Origin of the sequence: Micromonospora sp. NBS 11-29 (genome assembly GCF_002140155.1) — a bacterium.
GTDB lineage: Bacteria > Actinomycetota > Actinomycetes > Mycobacteriales > Micromonosporaceae > Micromonospora.
In genome coordinates this window covers 376381-378609 of the sequence record NZ_NAPR01000007.1, presented here as the reverse complement: position 1 = coordinate 378609, position 2229 = coordinate 376381, and the positions used below count along the sequence as shown (strand labels likewise).

Below are 2229 nucleotides of genomic sequence, written 5' to 3'. Positions count from 1 at the left end.
TCCCCGGTCAGGTCCGCCATCACCCGGACATGCCGCTCCACCCGCCACCCGGAGTCGTAGCCGAGATCCGCCAACACGAACCGCGGGTCGGCGAACGAGCCGCCGGACGTGCTCAACGCCGTCCACACGCCCGCGTCGCCGAAGCCGACGATGTCCGCGTGGCCGTCCGCCGTCAGGTCCGCGAGCAGGCGCGGATGCCGGTCCACCCGCCAGCCGCCGGGGGTGTCCCAGTCCGTGCGCCTGGTGACGGCGCGCAGGTCGCGTACGCGCAGGAGCACCGCCAGGTTGTCGGGCGACGTGCTCTGGCCGGGTGCGGAGAAGTTGCCGAAGAAGCGGATGAAGACCTGGTCGTCGGGCTGCGGCGCGTCGCCGGGCAGGTCGAGGATGAGCGGACGGTATCCCCGGATGACGAACGAGCTGGTCGCGTTCCAGATCCTCGACCCCGGGCGCAGCGCGGGGCCGGGGATCATCTGCCGCCGCGCCGAGCCGGTGACGTCCGGGAGTTCACCGTCGGCGGCCCCGTACAGGGCCAGGGTTTGGCCGGTGCCGCCGACCGCGAGCCCACCGTCGGTGTTCCAGCGTGGCGTGAAGACCAGCATCTGCGACGGGCGCAGCGGATCGGCGAACGAGCAGTCGTTGTCGCCACCGCCGTAGTCCTGCGGTCGCCACGTCCGCCCGCCGTCGGGTGAGGCGAAGCCGTCGTTGTCGCCGGTGTTGAGCGAGATGACCGGGCCCCGACCCGGCAACGCGAGGCCGGCGATGTTCACCGCCGACAGCGTGCTGATGCTGCCCGCGGCGTGGAACTGCCGGCCGCCGTCGGTGCTGCGGAAGATGCCGCCGTCACTCGCCAGCCAGACGGTGCCGGCCGTCGGCGTGTACGACCCGTCCCGGAACGTGGCCGTGAAGTCGCCGGACAGGAAGATGCCGTGCAGGTCGACGTGCGCGTGCTGACCGTCGTCGAGTTCGTGCCAGTCGGCTGCGGAGGCGGGGTCGAGCGGCGCGGCGAACGCCTTCGCGCGCTGCGGACCGTAGAACAGGACCTCGCCGTGGCCCGGCCGGGTGGCCGCGACGAACACGTTGCCGCTGAACTGCTTGCCCAGCGTCGGCAGCGGCACCGGGGTCCACCGCGCCGCGCCGGTCTGCGCGAACTGCGCATAGTCGCCGCGCCACAGCTGGGGCGGGACCAGGTTGGCGTTCCCGGTGGCGAACACCTCCAGCGGTGAGCGCGGTGACACCACCATGACGCGCTCGTTCGGGGCGTTGGACAGGCCGGTCGCGCCGCCGATGGTGGCCGGTACCGGGCCGGCGTCCGCAACCCAGGTCAGGCCGGCGTCGACGGAGACGAAGACCTTCCCGTCGGCGAGCGCGTACACGGCCGGGGGCCGCAGGCTGCCGGCGGGCGTCTCGGCGACCGCGACGTGGTTGACCGGTTGGAGACCGCCGGCGGGCCCGCGCAGGACGTCGGTGAACGTGGCCCCGCCGTCGGTGCTGACCGCCAGTGAGCTGCCACCGGCGGCGTAGACCAGGTTCGCGGTGCCCGGCGCCCAGACGAGCTGGCCGGCTGCGGGCAGCCGCGCCGCGCCGGTGGCCCGGGGGAACGCGTGCACGCGGGCCCAGCTCGTGCCCCGGTCGCTCGACCGCCACACGCCCGCGTCCTGCGACTCGCGGTCGCTCTGCACCAGGGCGAGGATGGTGGCCTCGGCGCCGAAGTTCGGCAGCACGAAGCGCGGCGGGTCGAAACCGGTGCCGTTGGCGAGGCTCACGTAGACGCCGGCGTCGCCGAACCCGACGACGTCGGCGCGGCCGTCACCGGTCACGTCGACCAGGAACCGGGGATGCTTCTCCATCCGCCAGCCCTGGTCGTAGCCGAAGTCCTGGACCACCAACTGCCGTGGCGCGAACGTGCCGTCGCCGTTGTTGCGGGCGAGGTGGACGCCGGCGTTGCCGAAGCCGACGATGTCCGCGTGCCCGGCGCCGGTCACGTCCGCGACGACTCGCGGGTGCCGCTCCACCCGCCACCCACCGGCGGCGTGACCGAAGTCGGCCAGCACCGGCGTCGGCGTGAACGCGAAGCTGCCGTCGCCCTGACTACGGGCGACGTAGACGCCGGCGTCGCCGAACGCCACGATGTCGGCCTTTCCGTCCCCGGTCAGATCGGCCAGGAACCGGGGGTGCCGCTCCCGCCATCCGGAGTGGTAGCCCAGATCGGCCAGCACGAACTGCGGGGCG

At 73.6% G+C, this 2229-nt stretch carries 1 protein-coding gene; it reads right to left on the bottom strand.

Annotated features, from left to right (window positions below; all coding sequences use genetic code 11):
- The coding region (locus tag B1205_RS11925; protein ID WP_140158025.1) for an FG-GAP repeat domain-containing protein at positions 1-2229 on the bottom strand (2229 nt) is incomplete at both ends.